Source organism: Neobacillus sp. YX16 (assembly GCF_030123505.1).
GTDB lineage: Bacteria > Bacillota > Bacilli > Bacillales > Cytobacillaceae > Neobacillus.
This window is the reverse complement of record NZ_CP126115.1, coordinates 1144737-1166912: the sequence shown is the minus strand read 5'-3', so window position 1 is coordinate 1166912 and position 22176 is coordinate 1144737. Positions and strand designations below refer to the sequence as shown.

The window sequence follows — 22176 nt, the reverse complement described above, 5'->3', positions numbered from 1 at the left end:
AAAGCCGGGAGCTTCCCGGCTTTTTGTATATACTTTTCTAGTAGAAGGTAGAACTTGGTAAGTTCAAATTGTTACGTGGACAAATGATTCGGCTATTTTCCATTCAGGCTAAAAATTGGGTTCATCGGTAACCAGAGGGCTCTTCTGATTCCCGTCCAGGCTAAAAATTGGGTTCATCGGTAATCAGATGGCTCTCCTGATTCCCGTACAGACTGAAAGTTTGCTTCATCGGTAATCAGAGGACTCTTCTGATTCCCGTCCAGGCTAAAAATTGGGTTCATCGGTAACCAGAGGGCTCTCCTGATTCCCGTACAGGCTAAAAATTGGGTTCATCGGTAACCAGAGGGCTCTTCTGATTCCCGTACAGGCTAAAAATTGGGTTCATCGGTAACCAGAGGGCTCTTCTGATTACCGTCCAGGCTAAAAATTGGGTTCATCGGTAACCAGAGGGCTCTTCTGATTCCCGTACAGACTGAAATTTTGCTTCATCGGTAACCAGAGGGCCCTTCTGATTCCCTTTTAGGATAAAGAACACGGGCTCCCGCAACTATAGAGCTAGTCTAATAGATTGTATAGTCCTTTTATGCAAAGGATTGGAGCTTTGGTCTTAAGTGATCCTTTCCCCTTTTCATTCTTGTTTTTACTGTAGATATGGGGATGTTTTTTCTTTTTGATATTTCAATTAAGGTAAGGTCTTTAAAATAATAGAGAATTAGTGTAGATTGGTATATTTCTGGTAATGCTTTTACACTTTCAACCATTTTTTCGGTTGAATATTTATGTAGTACCTCTTCTTCGGGAAGAGGCGGTGATTCAACTGTTGTCGAGTATGAATACACCTCTTCCTTCCAAAACTGTTTTGTTTTATTTTCCTTCCGCCAATAATCCCGACACTTATTTCTTGCTATCGTAAACAACCAGCCTTTTAATCTAGCGGGTTCCTTAATGGTATGAAAAGCCAAATAGGCAGATACCAAAACCTCCTGATAGAGGTCCTCTGCAAGTTCTTTTTGTTTAACTAAAGAAAATATATAGTTGAAAATGGCTTTCCCATGTTCTTTCACTATTTCTTCAAACGAATCTATCATTACATCCCGCATTTTTTTCTACCCTTCTTTCCTTTAACATTTCTTATACTAATAGACGGAATTGTAATGTCTAACCCCTACACATGTTAGTAAACTTTTCTAATTATTTTTCTGGATGAAGCCTTTCATAAAAATAGAAACGCCAATTTTTTTACAAATGCTTAAATAGTGCATCAATGCCAATAAAACGGATCCGGTATTCATCGCGATGATCACGCCTTCCATCCGCCATTCGGGGCGTGAAGCTAAGACAATGATGATAGCAAAGGAAACAATCGTAGACCAAATAGCATGTATAAAGGTTTCCTTTATAAGTCCTAAACCAATTAACATTGCCTGCATCGGCATGACAAAGAAATGGAATAGGAAAAACGGCCAGAGCATTTGTAAGTAAATTGCTGCAGTAGATGAATCAAAAAATATCGACGTGAGCGGTCGGGCAAATATATAGAAAACTACCACCGCCGGTACGCCGTAAAGGAATGTAAGTGTCATTACTTGCGAAAGCATTTTTTGCAGTGTGGTGTAGTCTCTCATCGAATATGTTTTCGAAACAGCTGGTATTAGAACCGTCATTAAGGAATGAGCTATAAATGCAGGGAAAAATCCAATAGAAACGGCAACGCCCATTAGCATCCCAAAATGCTCGGTAGCAATGGTTTCGGATAGTCCAGACTGGACCAGTGCAGCCTTAATTAAAAAGGGCTGTATCGCACCTGTTAGTGCGGAGAAAAGTCTCAATCCTGTCGTTGGCACAGAGACAGCCATTAAATTTTTTCGGACAGCCTTACGATTTAAATTGGAAAAGGGCATTCGTTTTAACTGCTGAAATTGAATAATTAATGTGAAGCATAAATAAAGGAATACAGCAATTTCACTGCCAATAAATGAGGCAATCGCAATCAGAACGGCTGCTTCTGAGTCAAATTGGAAAAAGCGAAACAACAAAAATAGCAACACGAGTTGTACTGATTTTCTTATGAAATTGGCAATGGCGATTTTCCCCATTTGGTGCCTGCCCATAAAATAACCCCGTGCTACTGAGGTAAAGGATATAACAGGAACTAGCAGAATAATGAGCCATCTTGTATAAGGATGGTATCCATTAAATACGGATATAAAAGGCATGAGAACTGTGGCAAACACGAACAGGATACACGTAAAAATAATGGTGATTGTAATAGCATGGTATAGGATATTTCGATGGAACTTTTCCTCTTTTTCAGCAACAAACTTTGATATGGAAACCGGCAATTCAAAGCTTGACAAAAGAACTAGTAAATAAATGGAGGGCAGTATAGACATATATAAACCTAATCCATGCTTGCCCAATTCTTTTGCAAGAATTAAATTGACTAAGAATTCAACACCTTCCCCTAAAAAAGCAGAAAGGGCTAAAAATAAGATTCCTTTGTAAAAGATACCCATTCCGAACTCCCCTTTAAACACAATCTCACTTTTATAAACCTATGAGACAAGTTCATTGAATAGTAGAGAGAATTGAAAAAAGCATAAAAAAAAGGGCACTTGGCCCTTTCTAAACATTTTTTGTTATCGTCTGTTTTCTAACCAGCCAAGTCATAAAGAGAATAACAACAACTAACAATAATTGCGGTAAAGTCGTTTCCCATGTAGGGTACAATCCAATCCAATCAACAAACGGGAAGTTAATAACTGTGCTCGTCGAAAAAAACTTAGAAATCTGTAAAGCGTGGATACTAATTCCGAGCATTTTAAACGCTAAGAAATAAATCACAAATGTTGCTGCTTTAAAAAATACATGAATTGGAATTTTTACACTGTAGTAAATAATCGCAAAGCCGAAAATAGCTAAAATGATTACTGCTAGAACAATCCCCATAACAAGTTGCCGCGTGCTTATATACGGTGTTATTCCAGTGTAAAAAATAATCGTCTCGGCCCCTTCACGGAAAACCGAAAGAAAACTGATTATGGCAAATGAAAAGAGGCTTCCTTTTGCAATCGCTTGTTGCATCTGCTGCTTTACATACTTATTCCAATTTTCAATACTTGATTTTTTATGAAGCCATGCTCCAACCGATAACATCATAACCACAGCCAATATACCCGTTATTCCTTCAATATATTCTCGACTCGAAGCTGCAGTAATCTTAGAGAAAATAATATTGATAAGAACTGCAAGTAATGCACTTGCTAAGATTCCACCTGCCACTCCTGCCCAAATCCATTTCTGTTGAGATGACTGACCCATTTTCCTTAAAAATGCAAGTAAGGTTGCAATGATTAATAATCCTTCTATCCCTTCCCTTAATAAAATAAGTGCAGAATCCCAAAATGAATAATTGGTTTTACTAATTAATGGTTCTAATTTGGTATTTAAATCCTTAACTATAGCCAATGCCTTTGGACCATTCACCTTATCCGAACTTAGAATACTGATAGCTGTTGGAATTTTTGTTTCAATGTCACTATATAACTTACTGTCTCTCGTTTGTACTTCCCCTTCAACTATTGGCCAAATGTTGAGGATGTCATTTAAATGCTGAATAGAACTCTTATATTCCTTATTGGCAATCTCTTTTTCTGTTTTCTTTATTAGAGTAGAAAGGTCTGTTAAAGAAAAATCACCTTTAACCTCGTTCGAAAATTTACCGGCTAAAAAGTTCTCCACTTCCTGTGTTAATTTATCTACATTCGTTTCAGCCTTTGTTAGATCCACAGGGTTTTGAGTAATTGAAATTCGGATTAAAGCCATGTTTTTTTCAATATTCCCGTAAGAAGCAATACTTTCATCATGAACGATTTTTTCCGAAGCATTCCATTGATCCATTAGTGTTTGATACTGGATCTTTATATTAGCTACATTCCCATCCAAAATAGATCCTTTCAGATTCTCTAGGAGCGGGAGCAATTTTTTGACTTTGACTGTTTGTTTTGTTCGATCTACAGGGTGTTGTTCTGTATCATACTTTACCAGGGAACTTGATAATGCTGAGAGACTATTAGAAAGTATCTCTTTTTCTACGTTCCCTTTTGCGAGTATACTTTGAACCTTTTCCAAATCTTGATCAACCAACTTCGCCTGTTCACTATTAGACTTCTTGATTTTCATCCATTCCATAGCAAACTGTTCAATGTTATTCGAAACCGTTTTATGATCACCTGATTTTACTTTCATTAAACTATCGCCAATTAGGACAAACAGCTCGTCATGATTTTCTGCTGCCGCCATGTGGTGGGCAGTTTGAAAAAAAATGAATAAAGATAAAAATAATATGAAGGGCTTCCATGACATTTGCATCTCTCTCTCCTTTAAAAGGAAAAACATTATGTAAATAGTGTCTCTCCTATAAAACCTCCCTGTTTAGTTCCTGGTAAACAGGCGAAAAGGGCACTGCCTCGATGTGAAATATATTCATTCAACTTATCCATTTTTGAAAGTCTCTTTTGTATTGGAATGAATTGTTTACTTGGTGAACGTTGGAAACTTAAGAAAAGTAGACCTGCGTCAAAGCTCCCCGTCTTCAGATCCATTCCATTTGAGTAAGAATAACCCCTGCGGAGAATTTGCTGCGATCCATCTCCATGTGATAACCGAACATGCGAATCTACAGGGATTGTATCTTCTCCGTTTGGCTGTTTGTGGTTTAAGTCAAGTTTATCAAATTCATATTTTTGACCAAAAGGTGCACCACTGTCACGATATCTTCCAAAAGTATTTTCCTGTTCCTTTAAATTGGTACGATCCCAGACTTCAATAAACATTTGTATTCTTCGAACAACAAGGTAACTGCCATTCTGAAGCCAATTCGGTCCATCACCTGGCTGAACCCAAACATGTTCATTCATCTGTTTTTCACTTTTCACATCAGGATTTACTGTTCCATCCTTGAAACCAAACAGGTTCCTAGGTGTTCCTTCTTTTGCATCTGCCTGCTTCGTTCTCTGAAATCCTGGCTGTGCCCATCTTAAAACAGCCTTTCCCCTAGCAATTCGAATTAGGTTTCTTACCGCATGAAATGCCACTTGAATATCATCCGCACAAGCCTGAATACATAAATCTCCTCCAGTCCATTCCTCTTCTAATGCATCTAATGAAAAAGCGGGAAGTTCTGTTAGTTCTTTAGGCTGCTTATGTTTCAATCCAAATCGGTCTTGGTTATGCTTTACAAAAAGACTAGGACCCACCCCAAAAGTAATCGTTAAATTAGAGGCAGATAATCCTTCAGCCTCTCCCGTATCTTTTGGCGGAAGGAATTCATTACTAGAGAGCTCTCCGATTGGTTTACCCTCAGACATTAATGCTGAAGCAAGCGTCCATTCTTTAAAAAGCGTTATTAAATCTTCTTTTCTAGAAGTTGTCACATCTAAGGCGGCAAAATAAACATGGTTTTGCGGTTTTGTCGTAATTCCACTTTGGTGCTTTCCATAAAATGAAACAACGTCCTGCGCTTTCGCGCTTGATGCCTTCCCTTCTGTAATAGACAACAAGCCTCCTATTCCAGATGCACCAATTAGGACCCCAACACCACCAACTCCAGCTGTTTTCAAAATATCCCTTCGTGAAATTTTCTTCACTTCAAGAGATTCCCCTTCAATGATGTACTCATTCCTAGACATCTATAATGCCTCCGTTACAATTCCGATTTCCGAGAGTGGTTCAGCAAGCGCATCAATTGCTTGACTAAGTTCCTTTACCTCAGCTTCTGACAAATCCGTATAGACCTTGTATCCTTCATCGTTTTTATGCTTATTTAATAGGCTAAAAACTTCATCGAAGCGGGTTTGAATTTCCTTTGAAAGTTCCTCATCCTTTTCCTTTAAAGCCGGATTTAAAAGTTGGAAAATTTTGTCCGCACCTTCTACATTCGCAGCAAAGTCAAATAAATCAGTATGAGAATAGCGATCCTCTTCCCCAGTCACTTTTGAAGTGGATACTTCATTTAAGAGGTCTACCGCCCCTGTAATTAAGAGGTCAGGCGTGACTTCGACTGTATCTGCCTTTGCACGTAAAAGATTTACGTCTTTCATCAGCTGCTCTGCATATTGTTCATAACCAGTAGTTGTGTTTTCAACCCATAAGCCTTTTTCGATACGGTGGTAGCCTCCCCACTCGGCCTCAGGAACATCGCCTTCACGCGCATCAATTTTCGGATCAAGTTCTCCAAATACTTCAGCTATCGGCTCTGCTCGCTCATAGTGCACTCTTGATGATGCATATAGTGATTTAGCTTTTTCTACATCTCCATTTTTAACTGCTGTTGTAAAAGCCTCCGTTGCCTTTACAAATTCTTCAATTTCTCCTATGGCATACTTACGGTATTCATCCGTAACCCCAGCAAGCGATTCTGATTCTGATACGGTATTCTTTGATTCCTTTAAGCTCCCTTGTGCTGAATTCTCATTTGAATTGGCACAACCAAATAACAGACTGCTAGATAATAGCAAACAACCAGAAAATTCCAATAATTTCATATGTAAAAATCCCCCTTCACCACTAATAATGATAATCATTATCACCATCATCATATAGTAAATGATAATAGTTTTCAATGATTTTCATAAAAAAAACTTTCCAACCTATTTAGATTGGAAAGTTTTTTTAATTTACTTTATTAATGAATGCTTAAATGCATAAATAACAGCTTGTGTCCGATCTTGAACATTTAGTTTACTTAATATATTACTGACATGGGTTTTAACTGTTTTTAAGGCGATATATAGTTCATCCGCTATGTCTTGATTTGTTTTTCCCTGTGCCATTAACATTAGAATTTCCATTTCACGGCTGGTCAGTTCTTCATGTGGTAGGTGTTGATGTTTCTGGCGCATTTTCACCATCATTTTTCCTGTTACTTCTGGTTCAAGAACGGACTGGCCATGATATGTAGCGCGGACAGCATTAGCGATTTCATCTGCTTTTGATGTTTTTAGCATATAGCTGGTAGCACCGGCTTCTAGTGCAGGATATACTTTTTCATCATCTAAAAAGCTAGTGACAATAATTACTTTTGCATCTGGCCATGCTTCAATAATTTGTCTTGTTGCTTCAATCCCGTCCATTTCCTTCATCACTAAATCCATTAAAATAATATCAGGCCTAAGCTCAAGTGCTAGCTCTACACCCTTTTTTCCATCAGCTGCCTCACCCACCACTTCAATGTCTGGCTGTGCTGATAGATAAGCAGAAACTCCAATTCTCACCATCTCATGATCATCGACAAATACTACTCTAATCATTTACACCATCTCCATTTTTCATAACAGGTACCTTTACTTCCAGCCTTGTACCTTTGCTCTTTACACTAATTACCTTTAAAGTTCCCCCAACTTCAAGCGCCCGCTCGTGCATATTCTGCATACCATAGGAACCAGCCTTCATGTTATCGACTTCAAAGCCAATCCCGTCATCAACAATTCTTAATATGACTAGGTCATCCCGCTTTATCAATAAAACTTCAAGTTTGATTGCTTTTGAGTGCCGAAGCGTATTGGATACAGACTCTTGGAGGATACGGAAAAGATGATCTTCAATTCCCTTATCAAGCGGAAACGCTTCCACCTTCCACTTAATTTCCATTGTTACTTTCTGAGATAATTCGATTAATAGCTCTTCAATTCCTTCCTGCAGCGTTTTATTTTTTAACGCAACAGGACGCAAATGAAGAAGCAGGGCGCGCATTTCAAGTTGTGATTGATGTATCATCTCTTCAACCATTTTCAACTGTTTTGCTTCCCTATCCTCCTCATTGGAACTTTGCTTTGTTGTATTAATGGCAGACATCATCATGGAGGCAGCAAATAGCTGCTGACTGACTGAATCATGTAGCTCACGCGCCAGACGGTTTCGTTCCTGTTCAATAATTTCTTGTATTCTCGCTTCCTGGTCTTCTACTTTTTCTGTAGCCAAACGTTGTGAAAGCTTGGCTTGTTCAGAAATTTGCCTGCCTATCTTATCAATTTGTTCGGCAATACCTTGCATTTCCGTTATGGATTGCTTTTCAACGAATCCAGTCTGTTTCCCCTGCTCCAACTGGTGTAAGGAATGTTCAACAGACTGAAACTGTCTTCTCCAGAACATACCTGAAATAATGCCCAATAATATCCCAATGGCAATACTGAATGCCGGAATAAAAACAACAAATGGGATATCCATGAAATGTCTATTCCATAATTCTGACCAATCAGCAATTGGAAAAACAATGATAAAGGCAGCAGCCACAACAAGAGCAATGATGACAGAAAAGCCGATATTCCAAATAACCTGCCTTTGGATGGTACTCATATCCGGCTCACCTCTAAATTCCCCACCAGCAAGGATGTAAAGATTTTCACCTTTTGCTCTGCCTGATCGTAACCTGCTGTCTTTAAATGGAAAGCTTGATTAAAAACCTGTGACTGATGATTTTCTAAAACCGTTGTAGAACCTACAACACATGAGTGTTGTACACTTACTTCAATTTCATAAGGCACTTGAATTTGTATATTTCCAATGATATTCCGAACAAAGATGATGGTTTCACCTTTTGGTAAAACCGTATAACTAAGATCTATGATGGTATCTCCAATTCCAGATTGGATGTTAATGTCATTCCATTCATAAACACCACTAGGCGTTTTTTGCTGGCCAAAAAAAATATTTTCAAAGAGCGGCTTGGTCTTAATCAACGTCTCTTCCTGCCCGGCCTGCTCTGATTCTTTTATATCTAGTGTAATCTTATTTGGATTCTTTTTAGAGTTAGAATATTGGATAATAAAATGTAAGAGAATAGCAAGCAATAAAAACTTGAAGGTCATCATACTAAACACACTAATTAAAAGAATAATAATTCCTGCAAGAAAAAAAACTTTCCCGCTCTTCTTCCCTGCTTTTCTTCTACTTAGATATATAAGTCCACCAGAAAATAAAAGGGAGAATATAAGACCACTGTTGAAAAATAGAATTTCTAGCAGCAGAACGACAACCCCAATTACAACCAGCCATCCTGTATAATCATTCTTTGCGTTTTTTAACATCAGGCCTATCCCTCCCTCGTTTAGTTTCTGCATTCATGTTATAGCCAAAAAGGTGCACCTGTTTGCACCTTTTTAGAATACCATGTTTTGGTTACTAAATGGACTTGCTTTCTTCTAATTTCATTTCTTTTTCTAATTGGGCAATCTTAGCGTCAATAGTATCGCGGTAATAAGAACTTTTTACTTGGTGATCTAGACGATCTAAGTAATTGTCTATCTCTTGAAAACGCCTGTCTGCACTATTAGATGTAGTATTTGAGTCCAATACTTGATTCATTCGATGATTTGCGCGGGTTACATTCTCTCGGCCCATTAATTCCAAGCGTCGAATTTGCATGTCTTTAAGCTTATGCTTCATTTCTTCATATTTTCTTTCTAGTTCCCCTAGCTGACCTTGTACTTGCTCAAGTGAAGCTCCTAGTCGTTCAACGCGGCTTGAGTACTGCTGATGTTCAGCTGAAGCAAACTCATAAAGCTCCATTTCTCCTGCTTTAGAAGCAATCTCTGCCTGATACTTTCTTTTTTCTGCCAGCTCCACAGCCTGAGAATGTTCTCTAGTGAATTCATCCTTCAGCGCGTATTGTCGTTCCAAAAGCTTTCTTACCTTTTCAGTCTCTTGCTCGCATTGACGAAGATATTGGTTAAGCAAAGCAATTGGATTTTTCTTTTCTTTCTGGTCAACGGCAGCATGTAAATCTGCCATAATCGTATCTTTAATTCTAGTTAATAGGTTTGTCATTATATATCTCTCCTTAGATTAGTTATTATTTAATTCATTCCATTGTTTTTCAAAATTTACAAACGGATCAGAATCCTCTATTACAACCGTCTTTTTACTGCTATTCCAGTTTTTATAAACCAGATAAAGTACATAGGCAGCAAGAACTCCAATGATAGCAGGAGCGTTATGAATAGAGGCCATTAGAACAAAAAATCCGATGATCCCGAGAACAATCTTGCCTCCGGTCGATTCAGCCTTTAAGAACTGTTTGAAGATGAAGTAGAGAACCGCAAGACCCACTAGTAATCCCAACATCGGACCTATGGATGAAAGTAAAATGATGGCTGCAATACCACCAGCAAGTAATAATCCAAACTTTTTCATTTTGTTTTTTCCTCCTTTCTTTATCTTGATATCATCTTACCTCTTATGCAAAACTCTCATAACGAACCAGCGCTTTATTTTCATATCGGTCTTAAGACGTAGAAAGGGTCAGTCCCATGTGTCGGAACTGACCCCTTCATGTTTATTTTGATATAAACATTTGTGTCCAATAATGTCTTTGTGATCCGCCTTTGGCGTATCCAACACCTATATAGGTATAATTCCCGCTTAGGATATTCGCTCGATGACCTGGGCTGTTCATCCAAGCCTGAACCACTTCTTGAGCCGTTGTTTGTCCAGCCGCAATATTTTCTGCTGCTGCCCGGTAAGAAATACCGAAGTTCTTCATCATCGTAAATGGACTGCCATATGTCGGACTAGTGTGGCTGAAATAGTTTTTATCCCTCATATCCGCCGATTTATATCGTGCAACTCTTGATAGTTCCCAATCTTGTGTCAAAGGTTTTAACCCATTTTTTGCTCGTTCTTGATTCGTTAATTGGACAACTTGGCTTTCAATACTTTTCGTTGCATCAAAGCTAGGAATCGTAACTTTTTCTCCTGGATAAATAAGGTTTGGATTTTTAAATTGCGGATTTGCTGAGATGATTTCAGAAATCCCAACTTGGTAACGAACCGCGATTTTCCAAAGCGTATCCCCAGGCTGTACAGTATAAATCTGTTGGGCAAATGAAATGCTTGGAATACTTATTAGTGATAGTAAAAACATTAAACTAAACCAAAATGATTTTTTCATTATTTCGCCTCCTCGATATATATTTTTGATTTCAGGCTCAAAATATACAGAGTGTCAAAATTTTTTCATTGTAAAGTTCGGAGGAAAAAGTGTGAGAGACATTTCGTGGATTACCTATGTCATGTTAATTTTGGCAAGTTATCGGTTAACTCATTTAATTGTTTTTGATAAAATTACTGAATTTATTCGTAAGCCATTTATGAAGAAAGTTAAGGTTGAAACCAATCATGGAATTGAAACAAAGGAAGTACCAAAAGGCATGTTTGGGTATTTATTGAAGTGTTATTGGTGTGCTGGGGTTTGGAGTGCCATTCTTCTTGGAGGCGGGTATTTACTTTTCCCCCGGGTTACGTTTGTCTTTATTTTGATTTTCTCGATTGCAGGCGGTCAATCCATCCTTGAAACGTTTGTAGGAGTAAATATTAAAAAAGTTGATTATTATGCTGATTTGGATAAGAAAAATAAATAAAGAAAAAAAGATCCCCCTTTCGCATAAACATTAGAAAAGGGGGGATTTGAATGGCTGGATGGTGGATTGCTGCCATTGGGTTTATCATTTGTCTTGGTATTGTTGGGGGTACACTGGTTTATTTTTTAAGAGGAAGTCTTAACTCCGAAGACTCCACCCGTATTGATCCCGTAAAAAAGGAAATAGAGTAGCATTTAATTCTTCTTAACATTGGGCCTTGTTATATATTCTTTAAGAATCTACCACACGGAAGGCTAAAGACCGAAAATTGACGAACAATAACTAATAAAAATCCATGAAGACCGTAAACATAGGAAAATCGAAATAGTGGTAACCATGAGGCCCTCATGATGACCAATATCATAGAAAAACCCAAAAAGTGGTAACTATGAAGCCTTCATGATGACCAAAATCCTAGAAAAATTTAAAAAGTGGTAACCATGACGGTTTCATGATGACCGAAATCATTAGAAAATCGAAATAGTGGTAACCATGAAGCTTTCATAAAGACCATTAAAAGAACCCTAGGCGATTAAATCCCAGGGTTCTTTAATATTATTATAGTGATTTCTCAATTGCCTGTTCAAATTGTGCAATTATATCATCAGCATGTTCGATTCCTACTGAAATACGTACAACTTCATTCGTAATCCCCAAAGCTTCACAGGCTTCTTGTGGAAGTGACCGGTGAGAAGTCGTTAATGGATGGGAAACAGTGGTTTCGACTCCGGCAAGTGTTGGAGCAATTTTAATCCAAGCTAACGAGCGAAAAAATTGACTGATATCGACTGTTTTTGAAAGCTCAATGGTCACCATTGCTCCAAAACCATCTTGATCTTGGTCAAAGGGATAATAGACTTTTTCAACAAAACGATTATTTGACAATGCTTCTGCTAATTTCTTTGCGTTACTGGATTGTGCTTTCATTCTCAATGCTAATGTTTTTAAACCGCGGCATGTCAGCCATGCTTCAAACGGACTTACATTTGTACCCAGATTTACAATTTTCGTGCGTGCATTGGCAACTAGATCTTCTCTGCCAGTAAGGACTCCAACTGTTACATCGCTATGCCCCCCAATATACTTGGTTGCACTATGCACCACCAAATCTATTCCCATTAGGTATGGTCGACAATGATAGGGAGTTGCAAATGTATTATCAACTAGAGTATTTAGTTGGTGCTTATGGGCTAGTTCAACTACTCCTTTGATATCCTCCACCCTTAGTAAAGGATTCGTAATGGATTCAGTATAAAGCAGTTTCGTATTTTCTTTAATTTCCTTTTCTACTTCATCTAAATTTGTAAAGGAAACAAAACTTGTTTCAATCCCAAAATGATTTAATTCTTCTTTCAGCATATGGTAACTGCCACCATATAAATCATCTGCTGCAATAATATGATCTCCGTTTTTCACAACGGCCAACACACCGGCTAAAATAGCTGACAAACCCGATGACGCTGCTACACCCGCAGGAGCACCCTCAAGTCTTGCAACACCTTCTCCTAATTCATCTGTATTCGGATTGCCTACCCGTGAATAAAGATATTGACCATTCCCATGGTAAAATCCTTCTAATTCCTCAAGGTCTTTAAAGGCAAATGCAGAGGTCTGATAAATCGGTGTAACTTTACTCGATATTTTACTATTACTTTTCTTCCCACCATGTAAAATTTCTGTCTCAAATTTCTTCCCCATATCAGCACCCTCTTCTTAATTTACAAAATAGTTATTATATTGAAAATATCAATACTACAATCTTTCGTCAATCTAAATCTATTTCCAAATAATATTTTTTATAACTGGAACCATTACATGATTTCGCTATAATTGGAAAAATTAATCCTATGAATATCTTACTGGAGGTCAACAAATGAGTTCAACTGAAAATACCCACCAATTTCCCCGTACCTACTGGCGTGAAATAGAATTACCAACTTTCGAAAAGCTAAATGAGGATAAAACCGTAGATGTTGTTATTGTCGGAGCTGGAATTACTGGTATAACTGCCGCCTATTTGCTTGCGAAGGAAGGGGTAAAAGTTGCTGTATTAGAGGCAGGAGGAGTGCTAAACGGCACAACCGGGCATACAACTGCTAAGCTGACTGCCCAGCATGGTTTGATATACGATGAATTAATAAGTCATTTTGGCGAGGAAAAGGCAAAGCAATATTTCGAATCAGCCTCCAATGCCATTAAATTCGTTGAAACTACTGTGAAAGAAAAGGGAATAGAGTGTGACTTCAGTCAACAAGACGCCTATGTATACGCTACCTCAGACCATTATGCCCAGAAGCTGGAAACAGAGTGGGCTGCTTACCAAAGACTTGGAATTGATGGGGACTTAGTAGGTAACATTCCTTTTGATATTCAAATAAAATCAGCTTTACTAATGCGAAATCAAGCTCAATATCACCCTTTGAAATTTTTAAAAGGACTCCTAGATGAAGCTGTAAATTCAGGCTGTTCTTTTTATGAAAATACGGTAGCAGATACAATTGAGGATGAAGAGACCTCACAGCCAAAGGTTGTAACTAAGGATGGGCACCATGTTACCTGCAGGCATGTGATTATCTCATCCCACTTCCCTTTTTACGATAAACCTGGCCTTTATTTTGCGAGGATGTATGCTGATAGGTCCTATGCGATTGGAATTAAAACGGACATGAAGTACCCAGGGGGCATGTATATCAGTGCTGATAGCCCGACTCGGTCTATTCGTTATACACCGATAGAGGGTGGTAACCTCCTTATCCTTGGCGGTGAAAACCATAAAACTGGACAGGGTATGGATACGCTCCGGCATTATCTCGCACTGGAGTCCTTTGCGAAAGAGGTATTTGATCTCTCTGAGTATCATTACCGGTGGTCAGCACAGGACTTGGTTAGCTTAGATAAGGTGCCATACATTGGTCCAATTACAGCAAGTAAAGAACATATTTTAGTAGCAACCGGCTATAAAAAGTGGGGGATGACATCGGGAATTCTTGCTGCTCATATACTGACCGATTATATTATTAATCGTGATAATCCATATAAGGACTTATTTTCACCATCCCGTTTTGACGCTGACCCTGATATTAAATCGATAGTAACCACAAATGCTGACGTAGCTAAGCATTTAATAAAAGGAAAGCTTGAATTTGTGCCAAAGGATCCTGGGGACTTGAAAAATGGAGAAGGCTCGGTCGTCATGCATAATGGACAACGTGCAGGGGCTTATAAGGATGAAAACGGTAAGCTATATATTGTAGATACAACCTGTACACATCTTGGCTGTGAATGTGAATGGAATCATGCGGAAAAATCATGGGACTGCCCATGTCACGGTTCCCGCTTCTCCTATGAAGGGGATGTGATTGAAGGTCCAGCTAAGAAGCCGCTTAAGTATGTCGGGGATAAATAATACGAATATTTAACACGCCTCCTAAATCAGGAGGCTATCGCCCTGATAAGTGACCGCTTCTTTACTTTTTATAAGGTTTCGGGCTCTCATCGCTATTTTTAATTATCCACAAAATGAAACACGCCTCCTAAAACAGGAGGCGTGTTCCTTTATTTACCATGAGGACGATTCTGTTTTAATTCTTCACCTGTTGAAAACTCAACAAGTTCAGCGCTGTTTTTCATTCCCTTTTTACGATTGTTATTTCGCTGGGCATTGGCATTACCGAGTTTCTGTCTTCCCACACTATCATCTCCTTCTAGAGAAATTCATAAATAGTATGAGTGAAAAGAAATGAAGTTATTCAACCCCAATTACTGGTGCTCTTCGGAACTTTGTTAGCTGTTCAAACGCATAAGCGGCTTCAATCAGCTGTGGTTCACTATAAGCAGTTCCCGCAAAGGTTATTCCGACAGGTTCACCTTCTGAGGTATACCCAGCAGGAACAGCAATCGTTGGATAACCAGCTTTACCACTAATATGTGAACCTTCCTCGCTAGGGAAAAGAATTGCATCCAATTGATACGTTTCTAACGCGTAATCAATTCCCTGCTTGGTTGAATGATAATAATCAAATTCTAAAGCCTTTACATATTCCGCTTCCGTTAATGAACCACTAGTAGCATCCGAATCCAATAATACTGCCTGTCCATACTTGAGCATTATTTCTTCATTTTCCTTATTAAATTGAATGATGTCATTTAACGTCCTTATAGGTATAGATGGATGAAGGTTACTTAAATAAGCGTTTATATCTGGTTTAAATTCATAAGTTAAAACATCGGACGGCCATTTTACTTTTGCGGACGGAATTTCTATATTTTCAATTACCTCTGCACCGGCTGCCTCCAAAATCGCGACAGCATCATGAAAGATTTTTTGCTTTTCTTCACTTTGCTGTTCGATGAATCCTTCTAAAGCAATTCCCACTTTTTTACCTTTGAGTCCGTCCTTACGTAAATGCTCTGTAAAGTCCTTCTCCACAAGTGGATTTGTTCTTGTTATTGCATCTTCCTCGTCTCTGCCTGTTAATGCATTCAATAGAATCACTGCATCCCGAACCGTTCTAGACATAGGTCCTGCTGTATCCTGTGTATGCGCAATCGGTATTATTCCTTTCCTGCTGATCAGCCCCACTGTAGGTTTGATTCCCACTAATGAGTTTTGACAGGCTGGATTTAAAATTGATCCAGACGTTTCCGTTCCTATCGCTGCTGCCGCTAAATTTGCCGCAACTGCTGCACCCGAACCCGAACTAGAACCGCCCACAATAAATTTATCAGGTCCATATGGATTTAATACCTGACCACCTCGTGAACTATAGCCGCTTTCCATACCGATTGCCATAAAGTTTGCCCACTCAGTCATATTTGTTTTCCCAAGGATGACAGCTCCAGCTTTCCGTAACTGTTCTGCTACATAAGAATCCTTCAAGGCAATGGAATCCTTTAAAGCTAAAGAACCCGCACTCGTATGCATTTTATCAGCACTATCAATATTGTCTTTTATTAAAATGGGAATCCCGTGCAGCGCACTGCGTGGTCCCGTTTCCTTGCGTTCAGCATCAAGAGCTGCTGCGATATGTAATGCATCTGGGTTAACCTCAAGGATAGCGTTAATCCTTTTATCATAAACAGAGATTCTATGTAGATACATCATCACAAGTTCTTTAGATGTAAGTGCTCCGTTAGTCATCTTTTCCTGCATTTGAGTGATTGTGGCTTCCTCAATCCACTCATTTAGATATTTCTTTAACTTAGGATTTTCCATGGTAATCCCCCCTGTTGATAAAATTCTATAAAATTTGTGGAAATCCTGCAATAATAAAAGACAGCAGGTATCCCCACTGTCTTAGATTAACGCCTTGCCTTTTGTTCTAGCTCAGCAATTTGTCCTTTGTAAAATATTCTCTTACTAGGCGTGACATTCAGTTCTTGGCAATATCGTTTTAACTCTCGCTCTTCACGCTCTGTCACTAATGAAATGACGGTACCATCCGCGCCCATTCTTCCTGTTCTTCCAGTTCTATGCACATATTGAGCAATGTCCCTCGGAAAGTCTACGTGAACAACATGTGTAACGCCCTGAATATCCAATCCTCTCGCTGCCACATCTGTAGCGATTAGCATTTTTGTTTTTCCATCACGAAAAGCTTTAAGCTCTGCCTGTCGTTCCAATTTCTTCATGTCACTATGTAAAATTCCAGTTGACAATTCTTTAAAATTGAACTTTTCTTTGTATACTTGAATTTCGCCAATATCATTAATAAACGCAAGTGCTTTGATGTTTTCTAACCGGGCGATTTTTTCAAGCAGCTTAATCTTATCTCTAGGTTCAGCTAGAAAATAGATATGCTCAACATCACCAGAAGAAGCCATCTCATCCTTTTCTATCCGAAGAATTTCAGGTTCCTTGGTAATTTCCTTTGCTAATTTCTCCGTTCCAGCCTTCATCGTTGCCGAGAATAAAACCACTTGGCGATCTCCCATTGTTGATTTAACAATATTTTGGACCGTGTTAATATGCTCTGGAATCAGCAGTTGATCACCTTCATCTAAAACAACTAGCTTCACTTCGTGCATTTTCACTTTTTTCTGTTTGATTAATTCAAATAATCGCCCTGGCGTAGCAAATATAACATGGGGGCGCTTTTTCAATTTTTCAAGCTGGCGTTTTACGTTTGCACCGCCAATTATGGAGGTGCCTCTTACTCCACTGCCTTCTGACCACTTTTGAAATTCTTGATAAACCTGCATAACCAATTCCTGTGAAGATGCTAGCACAACAGCTTGCAGTGATTGTGAATTAGATTCAATTTTATTTAATAACGGCAGTAAATAGGCAAGTGTTTTGCCAGTGCCTGTTGGGGATTCTGCGATTAAATCTTTTCCATCAAGAATTAGAGGAATGGCCGCTTCTTGAATAGAAGTTGCATTTTGAAAACCTGACTTTTCCCATGCTTCCTGTAAAAAAGGGTTTAAGGTATTTAACATTTCGTACTCCTTTTTTTATCTCATTTCTACATATTATATCCATACATGACTTTGATACTATCCTATTTACTAAAAAGTGTCCATAAAAAACCCCATTCCTTCGCAAGGAATGGGGAGTACTTCAATTCGTATATCGGCTATTTTTTGGCGTAGCTATTTCTCTGAAATTAGCTGTTAAATAGCTTAGATTCTCTCTTAATTCTTCACCATTCATTGGGAGTCCATGCCCGGTTACGGCTACTTCTGGCTTCAAAGCCTCTAGGATTTTAACGGATTCATAGGCAGCTTCCCAATCCGTTGTGTAATATCGAGGTGGCCCGCTTATTTCCTGTGTTTGCGTTAATACTTTATAAAGTGATTCTTGTTTAACTGTGACAAAAGCATCCCCAGCGATTAGGGCTCGATCTGCTTCCCGAAATAATGAAACATGACCAGGAGTGTGTCCCGGGGTATGTATCCATTTCCACCCAGGCATATGAGGGATTGAACCATCCTGTGGAAAAGCCTTTACCTGTTCTCCAATATTAATTCCATGATGCGGAAACATTGGGGACAATTTTGCCACCATTCCTGCGTCGACACTTGGGTCGCCTGGTGGGTAATCCTTTTTGCCTGTTAAATAAGGGATCTCCAATTCATGTGCATAAACAGGAACCCGCCAATTTTCTAGAAGTTCAACCAGCGAACCAACATGATCAAAATGACCATGAGTCAGAATGATGGCACTTGGTCGTGCCTGTTCTCCGAAGTGCTCTGCAATCATTCCGCTAATTTCATCGGCACTTTTAGGCATACCTGCATCCACAAGTACAAATTCATTCTGATTACCCACTAATGCTAGATTGACGATTTGATTCGTATAACAATACACATCAGGCAAAACGGCAATACCCATACCGCTGCCAATGGAGGTCATAGGTAGAAATGATCCTTCAAACTTACTGTCCTGATTTTGTTTCAAAAAAAATCCCCCCTGTTTTTATTTATTATTTAACAGAGAGGATGAATATATTAATCAAATGTTCTTATCGCCAATTTATGAATGGTAGAATTTATTTCCTCAGATTCAATAATCGCTTCATTATAGTTAATTTCAATTTTACCACTGCCCGCTAAAATTTTTACCTTCTCAATCCCGTTATACCTTTTTATTTTCCTCTTGATTTTCCCTATACACCCAGAGCAGGCAACATCATTTAGAGATAACTGTATCATACTCATTTTGAATATCCCCTTTCAATCATGGATTCTACATTAGTTTATAAGAATTGATTCATATCAACCTTGACTTACATCAAGGTTGATATGAATCACTACAAAAACAAAAAAAGAAAGATAAACTATATAGTAACGAATACTCTAAGGGAGTGGTTATAATCGTGTGTTGTGAACATTGCTCTCATGAATCATCCTGTCTCATCACTGTTCCTGTTTTTAAAGGGCTGAATGAAGAGGATATTCAGCAACTACGGAAGGTCACGCGCAGCCGAAAGGCACATAAAGGGGAATATATTTTTAGAGAAGGCGAACGTTTAAGTACATTATTTGTCGTTAAAGAAGGGCTGATTAAATTAACGAAAACATCTGCAGACGGAAAAGAACAAATTGTTCGACTTCTGTTTCCTGGAGATTTTTTTGGCCTATATTCTCTTTTAAGAGATGAGAAACATTATATTAATGCTGAGGCCGTCCATCAAACGATGATATGTTCAATAGAAAAAAATGACTTTTTAAAAACAATGGAGGGTAATTCTGATATGGCGTTCCGCTTTTTAGTGGCGATGAACGACCGTCTTTATGAAGCAGATGAATCCATGGGGAATCTAAGTTTAATGGAAGTAGAACAAAGGCTTGCAAAGGCACTTCTACTCTTCCATGAAAAAATGAACATCCAGAATGAGGTATTTACGCTGCCGATTACAAAGAAGGATTTAGCAAGTTTTATTGGAACAACTCCAGAATCCGTAAGCAGAAAGCTTTTGACATTTATGTCCAAAAATATTATTCGGATGGAAGGTCAAAGGCAATTACAGATTCTAGAGCCGGACCAACTAAAAAGAATTTCTGAGTTTGGTTAAATTTCATTTAATTTTATTGCCATGAGACGAAAGTGCGCTGGTTCGATTTCATTTACAATCGCATTCATCCCCAAAGATTGAAAGGTCGCAACCAGCGGTTCGCCACGATGTGGTAAATGAATTTCAAATATGGTACCCACAGGTGCAGACTTTACAAAATTTATAATTTCCCGTCGTGGATGTTCGCCCTTTAAGACTCTCTCGCGAATATCTATGACGGCTCTTTGATTTTCTATTTGGAAATCGCTCATCCTTTTTTCATCTCCTCTTAAGTAAGATTATCTCCAAGTGTACCAGCCCTTTATATTTTGAAAATTGATATATATCAAGTTCAACTATGTTTTTAGCATTTATCCAGGGGAAGATTGGGAAATATTAATTTTTGAACGTATTGTGAACAATATACTTAAATTGAGATAACTTCCTATGATTGGTGGTAGAATGAAGGGCAGCAAGATAACAATATATCGGAGTTGAAAATGATGTTAAACAAAATTACTCTGGTCTCATGTTTGTTGTTCTTTTTATTGGGTTCACAAACCTTTGCGCATTCCCACATGGAAACAAATACAACACCACCAGTACAAGTTGAAAAGAATAAAGAAATTGAAACTGCTGCCCCGGATACTAAAGCGGTAATGAAGGAAGAATCCACAGAAGGAAATAAAACGATTTCAGAAAAACCTTCTGTGATGAATTATGCACTCCCAGCCATAATGGGTTTAATTATCGTTTTGGGCTTCGGAAGCTATTGGTTGATTTATAGGAGGAAATACGTCTAGATGTTTATTGCAGGAATTGTAAGTGAGGCATCACTTTATATTTGTTTTTCATTGTTACTCGGGAGCTTTATTTTGAATCTTATTCCCCAAAATGCTCGTCCAGAAATTAAGATTCCAAAAGGTGTGCTTTTGGCTGCCGCATTAGGGATTGCCCTATTTTCCTTTTTGCCGGTATTAAAAATTGTTCTATATTTATATGAGGACCTAGGTTTAGGCTATACCATTAAATCTGTATTAATGAATTTTGAGGTAGGCAAGACCTGGATTAGTACGGTTTTTATTTCGTTGATCCTGTTCATATATCTAATCCCGCTTAAACTTGAACAAAAGCCTTTATTCTCTTTAACAGGTCTCATCTTTACACTTATCTTAATTGCTTCACTTGGCTGGTCCAGCCATGCAGCATCCTTATCCAAAATAGCAGGTTTCCTCACCCACACTGCCCACTTTTTAGCGATTACAACATGGGTTGGAATCTTGATGGTGGTGAGTTGGTTTTCACGGAACCATGATCATTGGCTGAAATTCTTGAAGTGGTTTTCGCCAGTTGCTATATTATGTTTAGTTATTACGACCATAACAGGTATATCCTTAATGACTTTTCACATGGAATTGTCCGATTATGTTAGTGTAACAGCTATTTCTTATGGGCAGACATTATTAATTAAACATATAGCAATTCTTCCATTACTAGTTTTCGCCTTTATCAATAGCTTTTTGATTCGGAAAAGGCTCCAAAAAGATCCATCTTATAATCCGCTGCCATGGGCACGGCTTGAGAGCGTGATTGTTTTAAGCGTTTTTTCTATTACTGGCGCACTAGGACAAGCTTCACCGCCTCATGAACTAGGTTCAATGATTAGGGCAGAAGGTGCTTCTAAGCTGTTTTCCTTTTTCCATCCGGGTGAGATCAATTTTCCGATTACCTTTGCCCCAGGGTTTGTTTCAATCACACTTTTTATTATCGCTATACTTTTTCTAGCGTTAGTGTTTGTAACTTTTATAAAAAAAGCTCCAAGGGCTTTGTCGATAGTATTGAGTCTATTATTTATCATTTCTGGCTATATTGGATTTATGTTAAGCCTATCATGATAGAAGCAGCGGAAATGGATTCCCGCTGCTTCTTTTTTTGCTTTGTTAAACTTGGCTGTTGATTTGTGCTCCACTAAGGAAAGCTTCTTTGAATAATCACCGCAGTGACAGGCGGTCTCTTCCTGTCACGAGGCGCTTCGCTTTCCGCAGGCGGTTCGGGAAGCCTGTCTAGCTGCAGCGCCTAGCCCCTCGAGTCGCTTCCGTTTTTCCTACTCCTCGGCGCTTAGAGATAAGCGGGGTCTCCACTGTCCCGTCCTCCTGCAGGACATTGATTTACCTCCTCGAATCTGCCTCGCACGAAGAAAATGCGATAGCATTTTCGAGGAGTGTCGCGCCTTCCGCACAAATCAACAGAATGCCAAAATCAAT

24 protein-coding genes are annotated in these 22176 nt (G+C 38.6%); 6 read left to right on the top strand and 18 right to left on the bottom strand.

Annotated elements, in window-relative coordinates; genetic code table 11:
• Positions 1 to 581: 581 nt before the first annotated feature.
• The 11 genes from QNH48_RS05715 to safA all read right to left on the bottom strand — a co-directional run bounded on the left by QNH48_RS05715 (position 582) and on the right by safA (position 10948).
• On the bottom strand, positions 582 to 1088 hold the full coding sequence (locus QNH48_RS05715) for an RNA polymerase sigma factor (protein WP_283954144.1): 507 nt from the start codon (positions 1086 to 1088) through the stop codon (positions 582 to 584).
• A 99-nt stretch (positions 1089 to 1187) separates the two neighbouring features.
• The gene (locus QNH48_RS05710) at positions 1188 to 2516 is read right to left on the bottom strand and encodes an oligosaccharide flippase family protein (RefSeq protein WP_283954143.1); all 1329 of its coding nucleotides are present in this window, start codon (positions 2514 to 2516) and stop codon (positions 1188 to 1190) included.
• Positions 2517 to 2625: 109 nt separating this feature from the next.
• Positions 2626 to 4371, bottom strand: coding sequence for an FTR1 family iron permease (locus QNH48_RS05705; protein WP_283954142.1), 1746 nt, complete (start codon positions 4369 to 4371; stop codon positions 2626 to 2628).
• Between the two features lie 26 nt (positions 4372 to 4397).
• Entirely contained in the window at positions 4398 to 5690 is a 1293-nt protein-coding gene (gene efeB / locus QNH48_RS05700; RefSeq protein ID WP_283954141.1) for an iron uptake transporter deferrochelatase/peroxidase subunit, read from the bottom strand.
• Positions 5691 to 6545, bottom strand: coding sequence for an iron uptake system protein EfeO (efeO, locus tag QNH48_RS05695; protein WP_283954140.1), 855 nt, complete (start codon positions 6543 to 6545; stop codon positions 5691 to 5693). It abuts the gene before it with no gap.
• A 132-nt stretch (positions 6546 to 6677) separates the two neighbouring features.
• The gene (locus QNH48_RS05690; protein WP_283954139.1) at positions 6678 to 7310 is read right to left on the bottom strand and encodes a response regulator; all 633 of its coding nucleotides are present in this window, start codon (positions 7308 to 7310) and stop codon (positions 6678 to 6680) included.
• Positions 7303 to 8355: a sensor histidine kinase gene (locus QNH48_RS05685; protein ID WP_283954138.1), complete on the bottom strand. Its 1053-nt coding sequence runs from the start codon at positions 8353 to 8355 to the stop codon at positions 7303 to 7305. Before QNH48_RS05685 ends, QNH48_RS05690 begins: the two co-directional genes overlap by 8 nt.
• Entirely contained in the window at positions 8352 to 9086 is a 735-nt protein-coding gene (gene liaF / locus QNH48_RS05680; protein ID WP_095249089.1) for a cell wall-active antibiotics response protein LiaF, read from the bottom strand. The genes QNH48_RS05685 and liaF overlap by 4 nt, the downstream gene beginning before the upstream one ends.
• A 94-nt stretch (positions 9087 to 9180) precedes the next feature.
• Positions 9181 to 9825, bottom strand: coding sequence for a PspA/IM30 family protein (locus QNH48_RS05675; protein ID WP_283954137.1), 645 nt, complete (start codon positions 9823 to 9825; stop codon positions 9181 to 9183).
• An 18-nt stretch (positions 9826 to 9843) separates the two neighbouring features.
• The gene (locus QNH48_RS05670) at positions 9844 to 10191 is read right to left on the bottom strand and encodes a lmo0954 family membrane protein (RefSeq protein WP_283954136.1); all 348 of its coding nucleotides are present in this window, start codon (positions 10189 to 10191) and stop codon (positions 9844 to 9846) included.
• 142 nt (positions 10192 to 10333) lie between these two features.
• Entirely contained in the window at positions 10334 to 10948 is a 615-nt protein-coding gene (safA, locus tag QNH48_RS05665) for a SafA/ExsA family spore coat assembly protein (RefSeq protein WP_283954135.1), read from the bottom strand.
• A 91-nt stretch (positions 10949 to 11039) separates the two neighbouring features.
• Between safA and QNH48_RS05660 the strand changes: the two genes are divergently transcribed.
• Together QNH48_RS05660 and QNH48_RS05655 are read left to right on the top strand one after the other, a co-directional pair.
• Positions 11040 to 11417: a DUF1360 domain-containing protein gene (locus QNH48_RS05660; RefSeq protein WP_095249085.1), complete on the top strand. Its 378-nt coding sequence runs from the start codon at positions 11040 to 11042 to the stop codon at positions 11415 to 11417.
• 50 nt (positions 11418 to 11467) lie between these two features.
• Positions 11468 to 11608: a hypothetical protein gene (locus QNH48_RS05655; protein WP_283954134.1), complete on the top strand. Its 141-nt coding sequence runs from the start codon at positions 11468 to 11470 to the stop codon at positions 11606 to 11608.
• Positions 11609 to 11975: 367 nt separating this feature from the next.
• Here QNH48_RS05655 and QNH48_RS05650 read toward each other — a convergent pair whose 3' ends face one another.
• A complete protein-coding gene (locus tag QNH48_RS05650; RefSeq protein ID WP_283954133.1) occupies positions 11976 to 13115 on the bottom strand; it encodes a trans-sulfuration enzyme family protein in 1140 nt (379 codons plus the stop codon).
• 175 nt (positions 13116 to 13290) lie between these two features.
• Here QNH48_RS05650 and QNH48_RS05645 point away from each other — a divergent pair, with 175 nt between their 5' ends.
• On the top strand, positions 13291 to 14823 hold the full coding sequence (locus tag QNH48_RS05645) for an FAD-dependent oxidoreductase (protein WP_283954132.1): 1533 nt from the start codon (positions 13291 to 13293) through the stop codon (positions 14821 to 14823).
• Between the two features lie 149 nt (positions 14824 to 14972).
• Here the strand turns inward: QNH48_RS05645 and QNH48_RS05640 are convergent, their stop codons facing one another.
• The 5 genes from QNH48_RS05640 to QNH48_RS05620 all read right to left on the bottom strand — a co-directional run bounded on the left by QNH48_RS05640 (position 14973) and on the right by QNH48_RS05620 (position 19076).
• Complete coding sequence (locus QNH48_RS05640) at positions 14973 to 15107, bottom strand: hypothetical protein (protein WP_257009282.1); 135 nt, start codon at positions 15105 to 15107, stop codon at positions 14973 to 14975.
• A 55-nt stretch (positions 15108 to 15162) separates the two neighbouring features.
• On the bottom strand, positions 15163 to 16632 hold the full coding sequence (locus tag QNH48_RS05635) for an amidase family protein (RefSeq protein ID WP_283954131.1): 1470 nt from the start codon (positions 16630 to 16632) through the stop codon (positions 15163 to 15165).
• A gap of 86 nt (positions 16633 to 16718) precedes the next feature.
• Entirely contained in the window at positions 16719 to 17855 is a 1137-nt protein-coding gene (locus tag QNH48_RS05630) for a DEAD/DEAH box helicase (protein ID WP_283954130.1), read from the bottom strand.
• A 121-nt stretch (positions 17856 to 17976) separates the two neighbouring features.
• Positions 17977 to 18771 carry an MBL fold metallo-hydrolase gene (locus QNH48_RS05625; protein ID WP_283955693.1) on the bottom strand — a complete coding sequence of 265 codons (795 nt, stop codon included), beginning with the start codon at positions 18769 to 18771 and terminating at the stop codon, positions 17977 to 17979.
• Between the two features lie 95 nt (positions 18772 to 18866).
• On the bottom strand, positions 18867 to 19076 hold the full coding sequence (locus tag QNH48_RS05620) for a heavy-metal-associated domain-containing protein (protein WP_283954129.1): 210 nt from the start codon (positions 19074 to 19076) through the stop codon (positions 18867 to 18869).
• A gap of 158 nt (positions 19077 to 19234) precedes the next feature.
• Between QNH48_RS05620 and QNH48_RS05615 the strand changes: the two genes are divergently transcribed.
• On the top strand, positions 19235 to 19933 hold the full coding sequence (locus QNH48_RS05615; protein ID WP_283954128.1) for a Crp/Fnr family transcriptional regulator: 699 nt from the start codon (positions 19235 to 19237) through the stop codon (positions 19931 to 19933).
• Here QNH48_RS05615 and QNH48_RS05610 read toward each other — a convergent pair.
• Positions 19930 to 20184 carry an amino acid decarboxylase gene (locus tag QNH48_RS05610; protein WP_283954127.1) on the bottom strand — a complete coding sequence of 85 codons (255 nt, stop codon included), beginning with the start codon at positions 20182 to 20184 and terminating at the stop codon, positions 19930 to 19932. The two genes, QNH48_RS05615 and QNH48_RS05610, sit on opposite strands and share 4 nt — an antisense overlap.
• 306 nt (positions 20185 to 20490) lie before the next feature.
• Between QNH48_RS05610 and QNH48_RS05605 the strand changes: the two genes are divergently transcribed.
• A complete protein-coding gene (locus QNH48_RS05605) occupies positions 20491 to 20715 on the top strand; it encodes a hypothetical protein (protein ID WP_283954126.1) in 225 nt (74 codons plus the stop codon).
• Entirely contained in the window at positions 20716 to 21807 is a 1092-nt protein-coding gene (locus QNH48_RS05600; RefSeq protein WP_283954125.1) for a copper resistance D family protein, read from the top strand.
• Positions 21808 to 22176 lie beyond the last annotated feature (369 nt).

Coding starts and splice junctions, on each gene's coding strand:
- QNH48_RS05690 (WP_283954139.1), bottom strand. CDS start 7,310: ATGATTAGAGTAGTATTTGTCGATGATCATGAGATGGTGAGAATTGGA.
- QNH48_RS05630 (WP_283954130.1), bottom strand. CDS start 17,855: ATGTTAAATACCTTAAACCCTTTTTTACAGGAAGCATGGGAAAAGTCA.
- safA (WP_283954135.1), bottom strand. CDS start 10,948: ATGAAAAAATCATTTTGGTTTAGTTTAATGTTTTTACTATCACTAATA.
- QNH48_RS05710 (WP_283954143.1), bottom strand. CDS start 2,516: ATGGGTATCTTTTACAAAGGAATCTTATTTTTAGCCCTTTCTGCTTTT.
- liaF (WP_095249089.1), bottom strand. CDS start 9,086: ATGTTAAAAAACGCAAAGAATGATTATACAGGATGGCTGGTTGTAATT.
- QNH48_RS05600 (WP_283954125.1), top strand. CDS start 20,716: ATGTTTATTGCAGGAATTGTAAGTGAGGCATCACTTTATATTTGTTTT.
- QNH48_RS05620 (WP_283954129.1), bottom strand. CDS start 19,076: ATGAGTATGATACAGTTATCTCTAAATGATGTTGCCTGCTCTGGGTGT.
- QNH48_RS05715 (WP_283954144.1), bottom strand. CDS start 1,088: ATGATAGATTCGTTTGAAGAAATAGTGAAAGAACATGGGAAAGCCATT.
- QNH48_RS05645 (WP_283954132.1), top strand. CDS start 13,291: ATGAGTTCAACTGAAAATACCCACCAATTTCCCCGTACCTACTGGCGT.
- QNH48_RS05605 (WP_283954126.1), top strand. CDS start 20,491: ATGGAAACAAATACAACACCACCAGTACAAGTTGAAAAGAATAAAGAA.
- QNH48_RS05650 (WP_283954133.1), bottom strand. CDS start 13,115: ATGGGGAAGAAATTTGAGACAGAAATTTTACATGGTGGGAAGAAAAGT.
- QNH48_RS05670 (WP_283954136.1), bottom strand. CDS start 10,191: ATGAAAAAGTTTGGATTATTACTTGCTGGTGGTATTGCAGCCATCATT.
- QNH48_RS05610 (WP_283954127.1), bottom strand. CDS start 20,184: ATGAGCGATTTCCAAATAGAAAATCAAAGAGCCGTCATAGATATTCGC.
- efeO (WP_283954140.1), bottom strand. CDS start 6,545: ATGAAATTATTGGAATTTTCTGGTTGTTTGCTATTATCTAGCAGTCTG.
- QNH48_RS05685 (WP_283954138.1), bottom strand. CDS start 8,355: ATGAGTACCATCCAAAGGCAGGTTATTTGGAATATCGGCTTTTCTGTC.
- QNH48_RS05705 (WP_283954142.1), bottom strand. CDS start 4,371: ATGCAAATGTCATGGAAGCCCTTCATATTATTTTTATCTTTATTCATT.
- QNH48_RS05635 (WP_283954131.1), bottom strand. CDS start 16,632: ATGGAAAATCCTAAGTTAAAGAAATATCTAAATGAGTGGATTGAGGAA.
- QNH48_RS05625 (WP_283955693.1), bottom strand. CDS start 18,771: ATGACCTCCATTGGCAGCGGTATGGGTATTGCCGTTTTGCCTGATGTG.
- QNH48_RS05655 (WP_283954134.1), top strand. CDS start 11,468: ATGGCTGGATGGTGGATTGCTGCCATTGGGTTTATCATTTGTCTTGGT.
- efeB (WP_283954141.1), bottom strand. CDS start 5,690: ATGTCTAGGAATGAGTACATCATTGAAGGGGAATCTCTTGAAGTGAAG.
- QNH48_RS05675 (WP_283954137.1), bottom strand. CDS start 9,825: ATGACAAACCTATTAACTAGAATTAAAGATACGATTATGGCAGATTTA.